At 39.0% G+C, this 14,792-nt stretch carries 15 protein-coding genes; 12 read left to right on the plus strand and 3 right to left on the minus strand.

What is annotated here, in order from left to right:
* The first annotated feature begins 61 nt into the window (after positions 1-61).
* From ATCC51562_RS04930 to ATCC51562_RS04975, 10 genes are all read left to right on the plus strand, one after another.
* A complete protein-coding gene (locus ATCC51562_RS04930; RefSeq protein WP_021091142.1) occupies positions 62-979 on the plus strand; it encodes an NrtA/SsuA/CpmA family ABC transporter substrate-binding protein in 918 nt (305 codons plus the stop codon).
* A 208-nt stretch (positions 980-1,187) separates the two neighbouring features.
* Positions 1,188-1,463 carry a NifU family protein gene (locus ATCC51562_RS04935; protein WP_021091089.1) on the plus strand — a complete coding sequence of 92 codons (276 nt, stop codon included), beginning with the start codon at positions 1,188-1,190 and terminating at the stop codon, positions 1,461-1,463.
* Complete coding sequence (locus ATCC51562_RS04940; RefSeq protein WP_021091130.1) at positions 1,450-2,004, plus strand: hypothetical protein; 555 nt, start codon at positions 1,450-1,452, stop codon at positions 2,002-2,004. The genes ATCC51562_RS04935 and ATCC51562_RS04940 overlap by 14 nt, the downstream gene beginning before the upstream one ends.
* On the plus strand, positions 1,982-3,265 hold the full coding sequence (locus ATCC51562_RS04945) for a UDP-N-acetylmuramoyl-L-alanyl-D-glutamate--2,6-diaminopimelate ligase (RefSeq protein ID WP_021091103.1): 1,284 nt from the start codon (positions 1,982-1,984) through the stop codon (positions 3,263-3,265). Before ATCC51562_RS04940 ends, ATCC51562_RS04945 begins: the two co-directional genes overlap by 23 nt.
* Positions 3,266-3,267: 2 nt before the next feature.
* Complete coding sequence (gene panD, locus ATCC51562_RS04950) at positions 3,268-3,615, plus strand: aspartate 1-decarboxylase (protein ID WP_002941539.1); 348 nt, start codon at positions 3,268-3,270, stop codon at positions 3,613-3,615.
* A 3-nt stretch (positions 3,616-3,618) separates the two neighbouring features.
* Positions 3,619-3,933, plus strand: coding sequence for a YbaB/EbfC family nucleoid-associated protein (locus ATCC51562_RS04955; protein WP_021091096.1), 315 nt, complete (start codon positions 3,619-3,621; stop codon positions 3,931-3,933).
* Positions 3,930-5,039: a PDZ domain-containing protein gene (locus ATCC51562_RS04960; protein ID WP_021091079.1), complete on the plus strand. Its 1,110-nt coding sequence runs from the start codon at positions 3,930-3,932 to the stop codon at positions 5,037-5,039. Before ATCC51562_RS04955 ends, ATCC51562_RS04960 begins: the two co-directional genes overlap by 4 nt.
* The gene (locus ATCC51562_RS04965; RefSeq protein WP_021091077.1) at positions 5,036-5,935 is read left to right on the plus strand and encodes a polyprenyl synthetase family protein; all 900 of its coding nucleotides are present in this window, start codon (positions 5,036-5,038) and stop codon (positions 5,933-5,935) included. Before ATCC51562_RS04960 ends, ATCC51562_RS04965 begins: the two co-directional genes overlap by 4 nt.
* 133 nt (positions 5,936-6,068) lie before the next feature.
* Entirely contained in the window at positions 6,069-7,979 is a 1,911-nt protein-coding gene (gene tkt / locus ATCC51562_RS04970) for a transketolase (protein ID WP_021091073.1), read from the plus strand.
* Between the two features lie 57 nt (positions 7,980-8,036).
* Positions 8,037-8,831, plus strand: coding sequence for an undecaprenyl-diphosphate phosphatase (locus tag ATCC51562_RS04975; RefSeq protein ID WP_021091144.1), 795 nt, complete (start codon positions 8,037-8,039; stop codon positions 8,829-8,831).
* Positions 8,832-8,940: 109 nt separating this feature from the next.
* On the opposite strand, the gene ATCC51562_RS04980 is transcribed toward ATCC51562_RS04975, so the two are convergent.
* Genes ATCC51562_RS04980 through moaC form a run of 3 tightly spaced genes read right to left on the minus strand, consistent with a single transcriptional unit; the run spans position 8,941 to position 10,907 of the window.
* Positions 8,941-10,179 (minus strand): hypothetical protein, encoded by a 1,239-nt coding sequence (locus ATCC51562_RS04980; RefSeq protein WP_021091078.1) that lies wholly within the window; start codon positions 10,177-10,179, stop codon positions 8,941-8,943.
* Positions 10,180-10,189: 10 nt separating this feature from the next.
* The gene (locus ATCC51562_RS04985) at positions 10,190-10,456 is read right to left on the minus strand and encodes a DUF493 domain-containing protein (RefSeq protein ID WP_021091143.1); all 267 of its coding nucleotides are present in this window, start codon (positions 10,454-10,456) and stop codon (positions 10,190-10,192) included.
* Positions 10,431-10,907 (minus strand): cyclic pyranopterin monophosphate synthase MoaC, encoded by a 477-nt coding sequence (gene moaC, locus ATCC51562_RS04990; protein ID WP_200862426.1) that lies wholly within the window; start codon positions 10,905-10,907, stop codon positions 10,431-10,433. The genes ATCC51562_RS04985 and moaC overlap by 26 nt, the downstream gene beginning before the upstream one ends.
* Positions 10,908-11,323: 416 nt before the next feature.
* Between moaC and ATCC51562_RS04995 the strand changes: the two genes are divergently transcribed.
* Both ATCC51562_RS04995 and nosZ read left to right on the plus strand, forming a co-directional pair.
* A complete protein-coding gene (locus ATCC51562_RS04995; protein WP_021091091.1) occupies positions 11,324-12,142 on the plus strand; it encodes a hypothetical protein in 819 nt (272 codons plus the stop codon).
* Positions 12,143-12,154: 12 nt separating this feature from the next.
* On the plus strand, positions 12,155-14,743 hold the full coding sequence (nosZ, locus tag ATCC51562_RS05000; protein ID WP_021091082.1) for a Sec-dependent nitrous-oxide reductase: 2,589 nt from the start codon (positions 12,155-12,157) through the stop codon (positions 14,741-14,743).
* Positions 14,744-14,792 lie beyond the last annotated feature (49 nt).

A 14,792-nucleotide genomic window follows, 5' to 3' on the forward strand; every position in this document is an offset into this window, starting at 1 on the left:
TAATTAAAACCAAAACGAAGCAAAAAGTTATATAATTTGAAAAATTTTTAAAGGAGCAAATATGAGAAAGTTTTTTAAGATTTTGTGTGCAGCCTCTTTATTTTGTCTAGTCACAAACGCAAGCGAGCTAGATAAGATCGGCATGACCTACGTCAAATCGCCGCTAAATGTCCCCTCAATCGTCGATAAATTTAAAGGCTTTTATGCTAAATCTTTTGGCGTACCGGTCGAGTACTCCGAGATCACCTCAGGTGCAAAGCAGACTCAAGCTCTAGCTTCAAACTCACTTCAGTTTTTAAACTGTGTTGGCGGAACTTCAGTCATACTTGCTGCATCGAACAAAGCTGACATAAAGATCATAAGTGCCTATTCAAGAGCACCTGAAGCTTTTGCGATATTTGCTAAAGATAAAGGCATAAAAACCGCTAAAGACCTAAAAGGTAAAAAAATAGCAGGCCCAAAAGGCACGATATTAAATGAGCTTTTGGTTAGATATCTTGCTCTTGGCGGACTTGGTATAAATGATGTAGAGTTCGTTTCTATGGGTATCCCAGCTGCACAAGCTGCACTTGAAAATGGTAGCGTTGATGCAGCACTTCTTGCAGGCCCAGCTGCTTATAATGCTAAAAAATCAGGACTTAGTGTCGTAACAACAAGCAAGGGCGTCATCACTCCAGTCATCGTCACTGCCACAAGCGGAGAATTTTACAAAAAGCATAAAGATCTAGTTGAAAAATTTAAAAAGGCCCAAGATGAAATTTTGGCTTTTATGAAAGCAAATGAGGAAGAGGCATTAAAATTTACAGCTGAAGAGACCGGGCTTAGCATAGAGGCGGTAAAGAGTATGTATCCGCAGTATGACTTTAGTCCAAAGATTACGGCTGAAGATATAAAAGCACTTGAGGCTACGCAAGAATTTATGCTTGAGAGTAAGATGATTGAACAAAAAGTAGATATAAAATCGCTTCTAATAGATTAAACAAAAAGGGCAAATTTGCCCTTTTATCCTAAAACTTATAATCAAAAAATTTACTAAATTTTAGCTCAAATATTTAATAATCAAAACTGACTAGGTGTGTCAAAAGGGTTTACATTACAAAGCAAAATTAGCACTAAGCAAAAATATAGCCATTATTTTTTGCATTTTTATTTTGCTATAATAGCCCAAAAATTTAATAGGAAAAAATATGATCCCATTTAGCGATGAAGAACTTTTAAAACCAGTCAGTGCGAGTTTGCAAAAGGTATTACCGATGCTTGAAAATGATGGCGGTGGCATGGAGCTACTTGGCATAAAAAACGGCAAAATTTATGTAAGACTTACAGGGCATTGCCATGGATGTGCAGCTAGTACAACTACACTAAAGTATGGACTCGAAAGACAACTTCGTATGGATATTCACCCAGAGCTTGAGGTCGTAAATATCCCGATCGGCGAGGAATTTGACATTGATAGATTATAAAAAAATAGGCATTAAACACTTCAAACGTTCTAAATTTAAAGAAGCGATCTTTTACTTCTCTCTAGCTTACGAAAAGACACAGGATAAAAATTTACTATTTTTGATACAAATTTGCTCCCTTGGCGAGAAAAATGCAGAGGAAGCAAAGCTTTTATTTGACTATTTTATGGATAAACTAAGAGCTGGCGAAGATGATGAAGGAATGGATGAAATTTTAAAAATTTTAGAATCAAGATTGGCTAGCGATGAGTATTTTGAAGAGCAAGACGCGATCAGCTACGAGGACTTTAAAAAGGCTGTTTATAAGGATGGGAGCTTCAAAAAGGTCTTTGAAAATATCATGTTCTCAACCAAGGTCATGATCTCAAACAAAGATGATTTTTTAGAATTTTTAGGAAATTTGATAAAAAATGACTTTATCGAAATGAGTATAAACTATCTTGAGAGTGCAGCGGTGATGTTTGGCGGTGATGAGCGCATAGATCAGCTTTTTAAAGAGATACAAAAAAGACAAAACGATGAAAATATCAGTAGAAAATAGCTTCATAACGGATGACTCAAACGAGTGCGAAGAGGGCTCATTTTTCGTGCAAACTGCTGCAAACGCAAAATTTGCAGAGGCAGCGGTAAAAAATGGCGCTAAGATAATCAGCCTTGAAGAGTGCAAGAAGCTTTTAAAAATAGACGAAAACTTAAAGATAGTTGGCATCACGGGCACAAATGGCAAGACCACAACGGCTGCTACTATCTATGAGACTTTGCGAAATTTAGGCAAAAAATGCGGCCTAAGTGGCACCAGAGGGGCATTTATAGAGGGCAAGCAGATAGATGACAAGGCGCTTACGACAAGTGCTATTTTAAAGACGCTTTCTTACCTCAAAGCAGCTAGCGAGCATGGCTGCGAGTACTTCGTGATGGAGGTTAGCTCACACGCGATCGCTCAAAAGCGTATAGAGAGCTTGAAATTTGCTCTAAAAATTTTTACAAATTTGACTCAAGACCACCTCGACTACCACAAGAGCATGGAGGAGTACGCTAGGGTAAAGTCGAGTTTTTTTGATGATGATTGCATGAAGCTTATAAATGCTGATGATAATGGCATTAAATTCAATCCAAAAAACGCTTATACGTATTCGCTTAAAAAGCCAGCCAGCTTTGCGCCGGTAGTTTATGGGCTAAAGGGTGGCATAGACGCGGTTATCAAGACGCCAAATGGCGATGTGGAGATAGACTCAAGCTTGCAAGGCGAGTTTAATCTTTATAATCTAATTGCAGCACTCGGCGCTGTTTGCCTGCTAGAGCGTCCAGATGCAGCTGCACTTTCAAAGGCGATAAGTAAATTTAAAGGTGTGAGCGGCAGGATGGAGGTAGTTAGCACCGATCCGCTAGTCATCGTTGACTTTGCTCATACGCCAGATGGCATCGAAAAGGTGCTAAACTCGCTTAGACATCTAAATTTGATCGCGGTCTTTGGTGCAGGCGGCGATAGAGATAGGACAAAGCGCCCTAAAATGGGAGCGATAGCCCAAAAATACGCAAGAATTTGCATCGTCACAAGTGACAATCCAAGAAGCGAAGAGCCGGAGAGCATAATAGATGAAATTTGTGCTGGCATGAGCCAAAATGAAAATTTGATACGAAACGCCAACCGCAAAGAGGCGATCGCACTAGCCATTAGCAAGCTAGAACCCGGCTGGGCGCTTGTCATACTTGGCAAAGGCGACGAGCCATATCAAGAGATAAATGGCGTCAAGCACCCATTTAGCGACAAAGAAGTAGTAAAAGAGCTTTTAAAGAGGTAAAAATGAATATAGAAATTTTAGCTAGTAAGATCCACAGGGCCGTCGTAACAGACGCAAATTTAAACTATGTTGGCTCAATCAGCATCGGCGAGGAGCTTATAAAGGCTGCAAATTTGATAGAAAATCAAAAGGTTGAAATTTTAGACGTAAATAACGGCGAGAGATTTGCCACATACGTGATCAAGGGCAAAAAAGGCGAAATTTGCCTAAACGGCGCAGCTGCTAGAAAGGTCTGTGTTGGCGACGTGGTCATCATCGTAGCTTATGCTAGTATGAAATTTAAAAAGGCTAAGAAATTTAAGCCAACCATCGTGCACGTAAATAACAAAAACGAGATCATAAAGGAGTAGTCGATGTTTGAGGGATTTGACTTTTCAAAGATGGGGCAGATGCTTGAGGATGTGCAAAGACAAGCCAAGCAGATGGAAGAAGAGAGCAAAAATAAAGAATTTGGCGCAAAAAGCGGCGGCGGACTAGTGAGCGTGAGAGCAAACGGCAGCGGCGAGATACTTGATATTAGCATAGACGATAGCTTGCTTGAAGATAAAGAGAGCATGCAAATTTTGCTAATAAGCGCCGTAAATGACGTGCTAAAATCAGTTGAGGCCGATAAGAAAAACACCGCTTCAAGGATGCTTGGCGGCCTTGCTTCGATGGGGATAAAATGAGACTAAAATATAAATTTGCCCTTGCATTTTTGCTATCAGCGCTTTGCCTAAACGCCGATCCTAGGCCTACGCAAGAGGACTTTAACGCCTGCTTTGAAAAGAACAAAAACTCAATCGTCTCAGTAAATAAACACTTTGGCGTGGCTATCACTAAAAATTTGATCGCAGTGCCAAAAAGTGACGGAGCTCCGCTTGGCGAATATGTCAAATTTGACCCATATTTGCAGCTTTTCTTAGTGCGCTCTAGCAAGGAGCTAAGCCCTGTTGTGATGGCTGATGAGACCAACGAGGAGCGCATCAAAAAGAGCACTTGGGTTGGCATCTTAAACGACTCTAATAACACAGTAATGGGACACATCAAGTCTTTGGGGCAAAATTTAGGCGACTTTGACACGCTAAGCTTCGAGTATAACGCAACTGGCGAGATAAACACGCCTTGTTGTAAGATGATAGGCATAGCTGTTGGAGCTGATAAATTTATACCAAATCGCTATCTAAAGCACTTTGTATCTTACGATGACGTATATTACGGTGATATCGGCGTGAAATTTTTGCAAAAAGAGGATAAATTTTTTGTGGGTCTTGTTGATCCACTAGGCCGCGGCAAGATGATGATGGTTGATGATGAGCTTGTTACGATAAATGGCATCAAGCCAAAGAGCCTAAGAGAGCTAAACGAGATGGTGCTTTTTGCTCCAAAGGGCGCAAAACTGGACATCATCGTGAAGCGTGATAGGCAGGAGCTACTCTTTCAAGTACCAGTAAGCGGGGATGTGAAATTTAACCAAAGCCTAGACATCGACGCCCCTTCAAGCCTTGATCTGCCAAATTTAAACATCATGCCAAAATCGCCTGAGAGCTTGCTAGATGATAAAGTTTTGGTGGATTATGGTATCACGGTTGATAAAAATTTAGTAGTTACCAAGGTCGAGCCAAAGTCAAATGCCGACATCTTTGGCATCAAGATCGGCGATAAAATTTTAGGCTACAACAAAGAGAGTGTGAATAGCCGCGAGGAGCTTTTAGAAAAGATAAGCGATCTGCAAAATTTCGTGCTTTTATTTACTAGAAATGACTTTCAGTTTTTTGCAAGAGTGCCAAAATGAGCCTACTTGAGGACTTTGTAAAATTTCTAAATGCAAATTTACCAAAGGCGCCTAGCTTTCATCCTTACTACGAGGAGGCGCTTGGCGTTATGCTAAAGGCTGGAGGCAAGCACTTTAGGGCGCTTTTGCTTCTTGGTGTGGTCGCAAATGTGGATAAAAGCCTCACGCAAAAGGCGATGAGAGTGGCTTTGGGGCTTGAGATGATGCATACATACTCGCTTATCCATGATGACTTGCCTTCGATGGACAATGCAAGCCTAAGACGCGGCACCCCAACGCTTCATGTCACATATGATGAGACTACTGCCATACTTGCAGGAGATGCGCTAAATACACATGCTTTTTATGAAATTTCACGTGCCGATTTACCAGCTGAAACGCGTATAAAATGCGTAGAAATTTTAAGCGAAAATGCTGGCGTTAGCGGCATGGTGCTAGGTCAGGCACTGGATTGTTTTTTTGAAAATACGAACAAAGAGGATATCAAAAGAGCAAAGGCTAAATTTGGTCTCTCTGGCAAGATGCTAAGCCTTAATGAGCTAGTCTTTTTACATATCCACAAAACTGCAAAGCTAATCGCTGCAAGCCTAAAAATGGGCGCTGTGATAGTAAATTTAAGCGAAAGAGAGTGCGAGAAAATTTATGATATCGGCCTAAAGCTTGGCCTTGCTTTTCAGATACAAGACGACATCATCGATCTTACAAGCGACGAGGTTGCCGCTGGAAAGCCTGTGCATAACGACTTAGCTAAAAACTCATTTACAAATTTACTTGGCCTTGAGGGCGCTAAAAAGAAAAAAGATGAGCTTATTTGCGAGATAGAAGAGGCACTAAAACAGATAGATACTGGCATTGCTAAGATGATCTTAGAGCTTACAGATAAACACCTTAGATAAAAGCTAGAAAATTCTAGCTTTTTACTACTAAAAATTTAAAAAATTTATATCATTATTTAGACATTTTGGACAAAAACGCAAGGCAAGTTTTAATCACTTTTTTGTATAATCTAGCGCAATAAAAGGAGATCATATGCTAAAAAAACAAGCCGATACTATAAGATTTTTGTGCGCTGACATGGTGCAAAACGCTAACAGCGGACACCCAGGTGCACCTATGGGTTTAGCTGATATTATGGTGGTTTTAAGCAACTTTTTAAAACACAATCCAAAAAATCCAAAATGGCTAAACAGAGATAGGCTAGTTTTTAGCGGTGGTCACGCATCAAGTCTGGTTTATAGCTTTTTGCACCTAAGTGGCTACGATCTAAGCCTAGATGATCTTAAAAATTTTCGCCAACTTGGCTCAAATACCCCAGGACACCCAGAAATTCACACTCCAGGCGTTGAGGTTGCTACTGGCCCGCTTGGTCAAGGCGTAGCAAACGCAGTTGGCCTAGCCATGGCAGAAAAATACGCTGCAAACGTGCTAAATGAGCCGGACAATAAAATAATCGATCATAAAATTTACTGCCTTTGCGGCGACGGCGATCTTGAAGAGGGTATAAGCTACGAGGCATGTTCTGTAGCTGGAAATTTAAGACTAGACAACCTTGTGCTCATTTACGACTCAAACAACATCACGATCGAGGGCGACACAGCAATAGCATTTAGCGAGGATGTCAAAGCCAGGTTTGAGGCGCAGGGCTGGGAGGTCGCGCGCATCGATGGACACGACTACGATCAGATCGAATTTGCACTAGAGCAGGCAAACGAGAAAGAGTCGCCATATCTCATCATCGCAAACACACGTATAGCACGCGGTGCAATGGAGCTTGAAGGCTCACACCACAGCCACGGCGCGCCACTTGGCGAAGAGATCATCAAAAAGGCAAAGGCTGCAGCTGGCTTTGATCCTGAGAAGAAATTTGCCATTGATGAGGACGTGCTTTTAAGATTTAGAGGTGCAGTTGAAAAGGGCGATCTAGAAGAGGCGATGTGGAACAAAAAGGTTGAGGCGCTAAGCATTGAAGGCAAAAATTTACTAAACTCACTTCTTAATCCAGACTTTAGCAAGATCGAATTTCCAGACTTTAGCGACAAAAAGCTAGCCACAAGAGATACAAACCATGTCATTTTAAATGAGATAGCTAAAAAACTCCCTGGCTTTATAGGTGGTAGTGCTGACCTTGCTCCGTCAAATAAGACCGAGCTAAAGGGTATGGGCGACTTCCCAAATGGCAAAAATATCCACTACGGTATCAGAGAACACGCCATGGCAGCTATCAACAACGGCATCGCCAGATACGGCCTTTTCTTGCCATTTTCAGCGACATTTTTCATCTTTAGCGACTATCTAAAGCCAAGTGCAAGGATAGCAGCACTCATGGGTATCAAGCACTTTTTTGTCTTCACACACGATAGCATCGGCGTTGGCGAAGATGGTCCGACGCATCAGCCTATCGAGCAGCTTAGCACATTTAGGGCGATGCCAAATTTCTACACTTTCCGCCCAGCTGATGGCAACGAAAATGCAGCTAGCTGGCAAGTGGCTCTAAATTTAAACGCTCCAAGCGCCTTTGTGCTTAGCCGTCAAGGACTTGACCCACTTGCAAAAGGCGAATTTGGCGAGGTTAGTAACGGCGCATATCTTTTAAACTCGGCAAAAGATGCAAAGATAACATTTATAGCAAGCGGTAGCGAGGTCTCACTCTGCGTAAAAGCAGCTGAAATTCTTAGCCAACAAGGCATTGGCGCAAATATCGTGTCAGCTCCTTGTTTTGACCTACTTTGCGAGCAACCAGGTGAGTACGTGGCTAGAATTTTAGACAAAAACACGACTATCATCGCAGTTGAAGCTGCAACTGGCTATGAGTGGTATAAATTTGCCGACGCAGTTTATGGCATGAATAGCTTTGGCGCTAGTGGCAAGGCGAACGAGCTATTTGATCACTTTGGATTTACTCCGCAAAAACTTGCAAATTTTGCTAGCGAACTTATATAAATTTAATCTTGGGGAGTAAAATCCCCAACTGCAATCTAAAATCAAAAAAGGCATTTTATGGAAATTTCTCACGTTATCGTTTTGGCCTTGGTGCAAGGTATAAGCGAATTTTTGCCGATATCTAGCTCGGCCCATCTTATCTTGGTGCCAAAGCTACTTGGCTGGCCAGATCAAGGGCTTGCTTTTGACGTGGCAGTACATGTTGGTACGTTAAGTGCGATACTTTTTTATTTTAAAGATACGATTTTTAAGCTACTCCGCGACTTTTTTGCCTCGATCGCACAACGAAAGATGGTAGGCGATAGCTTGCTTGTCTGGTGCGTGGGATTTGCTACCATTCCAGTTGGGATCTTTGGACTTTTATTTAACAACATTATCGAAGAATACGCAAGAAGTGGCGTTGTGATCGCTATTACTACGATCGTCTTTGGCATAGCACTTTACTTTGCTGATCTTCGCTCATCAAACAAAAGCGAATATGAAATGACCATAAAATTTGCGCTTATTATCGGCCTTGCTCAAGCTGTCGCACTTATCCCTGGCGTCTCAAGATCAGGTATAACGATGACGGCAGCCTTATTTTTAGGTTTTAGCCACAAGGGAAGTGCGAATTTCTCATTTTTGATGTCGATCCCAGTCATCATCCTAGCCGGCGGACTTGAGAGCATCAAGCTCATAAAAGACCCAAATGCTCTGCCATGGAGCGACATCGCCCTTGGTGTCATCATAAGTGCTGTTAGTGCCTATGTTTGCGTTAAGCTATTTATGGGGATCATCTCAAGAATCAGGATGCTTCCTTTTGTCATCTACCGCTTGATTTTAGGAACATTTTTACTTTATCTATTTTTGTGATTTTAAAGCTTTAAAAAGTAAAAGCCAAGTGTGGAGAAATTTTTTACACTTGGCAAGAATATTTAGCGTGAGTATCTTTCAAGAAAAATTTCAAGATAAGCTTGGTAATTTAATCCTCTTTTTTATCTTTTTTAATAACATTTAGCAGATCTTTTGCAGCTTGATAAGCCCTATCTCCAAATTTCTTAGCTTCTGATTTGATATCAATTTGTTTTATGTCTTCAAATTTTTCGTTGGCTTTTTTCTCAAGATTAGCGATCTCTTGTTTGATCTCTTCGATTTTGTCGTTTGTATCAAAATTTAGTTTTAGCTTTTTACTCTTGTCATTTAGCTCTTGTTTTAGGGCTTCAAATTTATTATTTGCCTCGCTCATAAGCTTTGCCATACCGTTTGATTTTAATTCTTCTATCCTTGAAATAATCTGCTCTCTTGCTTGATCGCTAATGCGTTTAAATTTTGCTAGATTTGTATCTAGCTCGCTATTTATCACATTTTCGATCTCATTTCTTGCTACACCTTCAAATTCCTTTTCAAGTTCCCTAAGCAAGGTTATAAATTCTTCATCAATATTTTTTAAGTTTAGTAGTTGTGAGTTTAGCCTAAGCTCATCCGGAGCAAATTTTGCCTCATCTTTGAGCTTTTCTATGGCTCTTAAAATGCCATCTCTTGTACCACTTATCGCTCCACTTATCAACTCTTTTGCAAAGATATGACCCTCGTCTGCTAAATTTGCCGCTGCTATGATGATGTTTTTTGAAATTTCAAGTATTCGCTCTTTGCTAAACTCTCCTCCAATGATCGCAACATAGGTCATATTTTTAGCTATCGCACCAGCTGTTTCCTCGACATCTTTTGCACCTTCAAGAGTTGTTAAAAATGCGATTTGAGCACTTTCTTTTAAGATACCAAGAAGCCTTGTTTCTCTAATGATCGCATTATTTAAAAGCTCTAAAATTTCCTCTTTTTCACTAAAATTTCTATCTTTTACGACCTCTTCAGCTGCTTCAAATGAAATTTTGAGCCTATTTTTTATCTCTTCACGTTTTGCTTCTATTGCACGATTTAGCTCATCTTTTTTATCAAGTAGCTCGTAAAGTGCCTTTTCTTCAGCACCGACAATGGCTTGATTTATTCCCTCCATGGCACTTTTTAGATTTTTTGCATTTATGAGATCTTCTTTGTTCATTTTGTCATAAAGCTCATTCATTTTAGCCTTTAAAATTTCTGGCAAAGCATTTATATCTTTGTTTGCAGCATCTTGAAAGAAGTTATTGCAAAGAGCTTTTATGCTTATTAATAAGCCATCGCTGCTTTTATAATCATGTAAATTTTGTTCTAAATTATTCATATCTTTTACCTTATAAAACGTATTTTGCTTCGTGTTTTAGTGCAGAAAATATCTCTAGCCTCTCTTCTTCGCTCAAAACTAGCACGGCTAAGTCATAGCTTGCGTACTTTTTATCTTTGCTAAATTTTGAAAAGACTAGCTTAAATTCTCTATCTTTTACTATCTCTTTTACCTTTTCTTCTACATTGACATCTGCATCAAATATTATTTTATATTCCCAATGTGTTGGGTAATCAATTTTTGCTTTTTTGTTATTTAGATCGCATATACTCGCCACTTTTTCCTCCTGTTTTACTCACTAATACGATATTACTTATTTCCATGCTTTTATCTATAGCTTTTACCATATCATAAATGGTTAAAAGTCCCACGCTAACGCCAGTTAATGCCTCCATCTCAACGCCTGTTTTACCCTCTATTTTTACACTCACATAAAGCTTAAAAGCACAAATTTCAGATAGCTCCTCGATATCACAATCCACACCTAGAATAGCTAGTGGATGGCACATCGGGATTAGTTCACTTGTCTTTTTTGCACCCATTATCGCAGCAACGACAGCTGTTTGAATGACTGGACCTTTTTTGCCGGTATTTTCTTTTATCGCCCTAAAGGCCTCTTTGCTCATTTTGATGATCCCGCTAGCAGTTGCTACTCTTTTTGTAGGATCTTTTGGGCTCACATCGACCATTTTTGGACGATCTTTCTCATCTAAATGCGTTAGCATTATCTCTCCTTTTTTGGCGGATTATAGCCTATTTAAACAAATTTAAATTACCAATGGTTTTAAGCTAAAAATATACCAAATGCATAAAATTTTGGCTTTTACTTAAATGCTAAAGATTTCTCATTACTTAATATAATTATTTAATTTAAATAATTTTCTTAAGAAATAATTCAAATTTAAATTATTATACAAATTAGCACTAAAAATAAGTGATTTAATAAATAATAAATTTTATTAAAGCCATATTAGTATTGATTAAATCATAATGTCTATATAATGTAAATAATAAAATTTAAAAAAATTTATTGATATTTTTCTTTAAAAGCTTAAAAAAATAAATTAATCGCTAATTTGCTTTTAAGAGTTAAGTATGTATAGTTTTTTTGTTTATTAAATTTATGATGAAAGTGCCTTGGATTATGAGATTTCTGCTTTGTATAAGTTTGTTTTTGATAACAGCTTTTGCCCAGCAATTAGGCTGCTTTATTAATGAAAGCAACCAAAGCATCGTCTTTATAAAAGATGGACAGATTAAAGATTTGGATCTAAAAGATACGATTTATAAAAATCAAGAGTGCGGAAATGATGGAGAATCCTTTTATATCGCAAATTTAAACAATGAGATTATTGAAGTGGCAAATGAGAAAAATTTCTTATTTGCTATGCCAAATGTTGGCTGTAAAATTTCACAAATTGTGGCAATTAAAAATAAAATTTACGTAGCTTGCGATATGGCAAATGAAGTCAGCATAGGCGTTTTTGATAAAAATCTAAATAAACTTTTAACTAAAAATTATAAAGATGTTTATAAAATTTCAAGCCTTTTGCCAATTGATGATGAACTATTTTTTACGAGCTTTAATGGCAAAGCATTTTTGCTTGATAAAGAGCTTAATTTAAAAGAGAAAAAGCGTGTTGGCTTTGCTCCGCTTAGCGCCTGTAAATTTAAAGGAAATGATATTTTACTTGGCTTTAGAGATGGAGAAATTTTAGATTTTAAAAGCGGAATCAAAAAGCAAGTTTTAAAATCTAAAATTTCAGCTCTTGCGTGCATGGAGGATGAAATTTTTATAGGCGATGGGGATGGAGTAGTCTATAAATTTGACAAAGATCTTAAGCTAAAAGGGCAAAAGGCTCTTTTTAGCAATGAGATAAAAAGAATTTTTATAGATAAAGGCGTCTTAAATGGCGTAAATTTAGACAATGAGATAAAGAGTTTAGAGATAAATTCATTTTAAAAAGGAGAGTAAATGCAAAAGTTATTTTGTGTCGCAAGTGCTGCTTTGCTTGGGCTATCTTTAACGACTGCTTGTGCTGCTAGTAGTGACCTTGAAAAAGTCATGAAAGAGCGCGGGCTAAGCGAAAAAGATGTCCTTGCAGCTGCTAAAACTTATCAGCCTAGCGGTAAAAAAGATGATTTCATCGTCTTTTCATCTGGTGGGCAAAGCGGTCAAGTGCTAGTTTATGGCGTTCCGTCGATGAGAATTTATAAATACATCGGCGTTTTCACGCCAGAGCCTTGGCAAGGATATGGCTATGACAATGAGTCAAAAGCTGTTTTGAAACAAGGCAACATTAGGGGCAAAGAGATAACATGGGGCGATACACACCACCCAAATTTCAGTGAGAAAAATGGTGAGTATGTTGGTGATTATCTATTTATCAACGATAAAGCTAACCCAAGAATCGCAGTTATAAATTTGCATGACTTTGAGACAACTCAAATCGTTGTAAACCCTATCATGAAGAGTGAGCACGGCGGTAGCTTCATCACTCCAAATAGCGAGTATGTTATCGAAGCTAGCCAATATGCAGCTCCGCTTGATAACAACTATCACTCAATAGACGACTATGAAGCAGTCTATAGAGGCGCTGTAACTTTTTGGAAATTTGACTATCCAAAAGGCAAGATCGATGAGAAAGAGTCATTTTCTCTTGAGCTCCCACCATACTGGCAAGATTTAAGTGATGCTGGTAAAGGCGAAAGCTACGGCTGGGGCTTTACAAACTCAATAAATACTGAGATGTATACTGGCGGTATCGAAAAAGGTCTTCCTCCATTTGAAGCAGGTGCAAGTAGAAATGACACTGACTTCTTACACGTTTATAACTGGAAAATTTTAGAAAAACTTGTTCAAGACAAGAAAAACTACAAAGTTATAAATGGTCACAAGGTAGTTACAATAGACGCTGCTGTAAAAGCAGGTGCACTATTTTTGATCCCAGAGTCAAAGAGCCCACATGGTTGTGACGTAAGCCCAGATGGTAGATACATCATTATTGGCGGTAAGCTTGATACTCACGCATCAGTTTATGACTTTAGAAAGATCAAAGAGCTAATTGATAAAAAAGAGTATGCTGGCACTGACCCATACGGAATTCCTATCTTAGATAGAGAAAAGTCAATGCACGGACAAGTCGAACTTGGCCTTGGACCACTGCATACATCATTTGACTCACAAGATGGTGTACTTTATACTTCACTTTATGTTGATAGTCAAATCGTAAAATGGGACTATAAAAATTTAAAAGTGCTTGATAAGATAAATGTTCACTACAATATCGGCCACCTTGATACAATGGAAGGCAAATCAGCAAAACCAGTTGGCAAATATGCAATCGCACTTGATAAACTTTCAATCGATCGCTTTAGCCCAGTTGGCCCACTTCATCCACAAAATCACCAGCTAATAGATATCACTGGTGCAAAAATGGATCTAATCTATGATATGCCAATCCCACTTGGCGAGCCACACGATGTTGTTTCAATAGCTGCTAGCAAACTAGCTCCAGCGCTTACTTACAATATGGGCACAAACTCAAGAACGGGCGAGGCTAGCCCATATGCAACTCTAGCTGGTCAAGAAAGAGTTGAGAGAAATGGCAAAAATGTAACCGTCTATGCGACAATGATCAGAAGCCACATCAACCCAGAGCACATCGAGGTAAATAAAGGCGATAACGTAACAATTCACCTAACAAACCTAGAGCGCGCTCAAGATGAGACTCACGGCTTTGGCATCGACCTTTACAACATTCACGCTTCACTAGAGCCTGGCAAAACTGCTTCAGTAAATTTCGTAGCTGATATGGAAGGTGTCTTCCCATACTACTGCACCGAGTTTTGTTCAGCACTTCACCTAGAGATGATGGGTTATTTACTTGTTAAAGATCCAAATAAAAAATATGAATCTGCTAAAAATAACAAGCTAAAAACTCTAAGCCCAGAAGCTTTAAAAGCTGAATACGACAAAGTAATCGCAACTAATAAGGCAACTGACGATGTTATCCAAGAGGTTGTTAAGTACCTAAAAGAGAAACATTATGAGAAATATCCAAAAGTAAAAGCTTTAGTTGATGACGCACTTGATCAATACGGTCACATCAAAGAGGTAAAAGCTAAAGCTGACGAAGCTTACAAAAAAGGAGACGTAAACGGCGCTATCCTTTGGGAGTACCAAGTATGGCAATACATGGTTAAAACAGCTGACGTTGGCTTAAGAGCTAAAAATAACCTAGCTAAAGAGATCGCAACTCCGATGAGCCCAGCTGCTGCAAAAGGTGAAGAGGCTTATCTAAAAGGCGGTTGTAATGGTTGCCACGTTATCGGTCAAGTAAGCTCAGGTCCAGACCTAACAGGCGTCTTACTAAGACATGAAAACGGCGAAAAATGGGTAGCAGAATTTATCAAAGATCCTGCTAAGTTCTATAGTGACGACTACATTAAATCAATGATTGATTACTTTAACCTTAGAATGCCAAATCAGCATATGAGTGATGAAGAGATCAAAAATATCATCGAATACCTAAAATGGGTAGATGAAAACGCTGGTATGTAGTTTTTAAAGGGGCGTTTTGCCCCTTTTTAAATTTTAAAATTTTATTTTT

It is taken from the genome of Campylobacter concisus ATCC 51562 (assembly GCF_000466745.1).
GTDB classification, from domain to species: domain Bacteria; phylum Campylobacterota; class Campylobacteria; order Campylobacterales; family Campylobacteraceae; genus Campylobacter_A; species Campylobacter_A concisus_B.

Coding starts and splice junctions, on each gene's coding strand:
- nosZ (WP_021091082.1), top strand. CDS start 12,155: ATGCAAAAGTTATTTTGTGTCGCAAGTGCTGCTTTGCTTGGGCTATCT.
- ATCC51562_RS04945 (WP_021091103.1), top strand. CDS start 1,982: ATGAAAATATCAGTAGAAAATAGCTTCATAACGGATGACTCAAACGAG.
- ATCC51562_RS04955 (WP_021091096.1), top strand. CDS start 3,619: ATGTTTGAGGGATTTGACTTTTCAAAGATGGGGCAGATGCTTGAGGAT.
- ATCC51562_RS04935 (WP_021091089.1), top strand. CDS start 1,188: ATGATCCCATTTAGCGATGAAGAACTTTTAAAACCAGTCAGTGCGAGT.
- ATCC51562_RS04975 (WP_021091144.1), top strand. CDS start 8,037: ATGGAAATTTCTCACGTTATCGTTTTGGCCTTGGTGCAAGGTATAAGC.
- panD (WP_002941539.1), top strand. CDS start 3,268: ATGAATATAGAAATTTTAGCTAGTAAGATCCACAGGGCCGTCGTAACA.
- tkt (WP_021091073.1), top strand. CDS start 6,069: ATGCTAAAAAAACAAGCCGATACTATAAGATTTTTGTGCGCTGACATG.
- ATCC51562_RS04995 (WP_021091091.1), top strand. CDS start 11,324: ATGAGATTTCTGCTTTGTATAAGTTTGTTTTTGATAACAGCTTTTGCC.
- ATCC51562_RS04980 (WP_021091078.1), bottom strand. CDS start 10,179: ATGAATAATTTAGAACAAAATTTACATGATTATAAAAGCAGCGATGGC.
- ATCC51562_RS04930 (WP_021091142.1), top strand. CDS start 62: ATGAGAAAGTTTTTTAAGATTTTGTGTGCAGCCTCTTTATTTTGTCTA.
- ATCC51562_RS04965 (WP_021091077.1), top strand. CDS start 5,036: ATGAGCCTACTTGAGGACTTTGTAAAATTTCTAAATGCAAATTTACCA.
- ATCC51562_RS04960 (WP_021091079.1), top strand. CDS start 3,930: ATGAGACTAAAATATAAATTTGCCCTTGCATTTTTGCTATCAGCGCTT.